1 protein-coding gene is annotated in these 1193 nt (G+C 51.7%); it reads left to right on the top strand.

Annotation, left to right across the window (positions count from 1 at the left end; all coding sequences use genetic code 11):
* Positions 1-128: 128 nt before the first annotated feature.
* Positions 129-1166 (top strand): IS66 family transposase, encoded by a 1038-nt coding sequence (gene tnpC / locus ACTIE0_RS21190; RefSeq protein ID WP_439516974.1) that lies wholly within the window; start codon positions 129-131, stop codon positions 1164-1166.
* Positions 1167-1193 lie beyond the last annotated feature (27 nt).

The raw sequence follows: 1193 nt of genomic DNA, 5'->3' as shown, positions 1-1193 counted from the left end.
CGATCGCTCCCCGTTTCTCAAGGTCGTAGGTTGGGTAAAGCCAAGCGACACCCAACAAATTCAGGTATTGGGGGGGTCAAGTGGTAGGTTGGGTAAAGGGAAGCACCCCAGGGTATTATTTTCGATCCATGAACAATCCTCTGGACAAGCTGAGCAAAGCCGAACTCATCGCCCTGTTGGGCGTGCGGGAGAGCCAACTGGCGTCTAGGGATAAATCCATTGAGTCCAAAGATGAGCGCATCGAAAAGCTGGAGGGGATTCTTGCCAAGTTCCAGAAGATGCTCTTCGGCCAGAAGCGGGAACGCTTCGAATCACCCGACCAACTCAGTCTGCCTTTTGAAACGACGGCAGAACAACAGCAGGAAGCCCAGCAAGAGCTCACCGAAAAGGTGGAGTACGTCCGGAAAAAATCCCGTGCGTCACATCCCGGCAGGACAAAACTGCCCGAACATCTTCCGGTAGAGGAAATCGAGCTATATCCTGAAGGAGATCTGAGCGCAATGACCTGTATCGGTAAAGAAATCACCGAAGAGCTGGACTATATTCCCGGCAGCTACCTCATCCGCCGATACATCCGTTACAAATATGTCTCTAAAGTACAGGACACCAAATCTCCGATAGCCATTGCACCGCTTCCTTCCCGTCTGATTGAGAAAGGCAGCGTAGGAAATGGCCTGCTTGCCTCGATCCTGACAGACAAATACGTGGATCACCTGCCGCTCTACCGCCAGCTGCAACGCTTCAAACGCGAAAACATCCCCATAGCCGCTTCCACGCTGGATGGCTGGACAAGACAGGGAATGGAACGGCTGGAAATCCTGTATGACTGGCTGGTGAAAGCCACCTGCGGGAAAGGATACCTCCAGGCCGATGAAACCACCATCAAAGTACTGGACAGTACCAAGAAGAAAGATACACATCTGGGCTACTACTGGGTTTACCATAACCCCGTAGACGGCACCGTATTGTTTGATTACCAAAAGGGACGCGACCAGGCGGCTCCCAAAAAGATATTGGAAGGTTTCAAAGGCTACCTGCAGAGCGATGGGTACGCTTCATACGAATACTATGCAACCCAGCGGGGAGTTACCCACCTGGGATGCTGGGCACATGCAAGTTTTTGCCAGTATTCTTGGATTTTTTCGGCGATTTCTTCTCTGGTATAAGCGCGTGTATTGGGGAGAGTAGCTTCT

The sequence above is a fragment of the Limnospira sp. genome, from assembly GCF_051859755.1.
In the GTDB taxonomy this organism is placed as follows: Bacteria; Cyanobacteriota; Cyanobacteriia; order Cyanobacteriales; family Microcoleaceae; genus Limnospira; species Limnospira fusiformis.
This window is presented reverse-complemented; position numbering and strand designations above follow the sequence as displayed.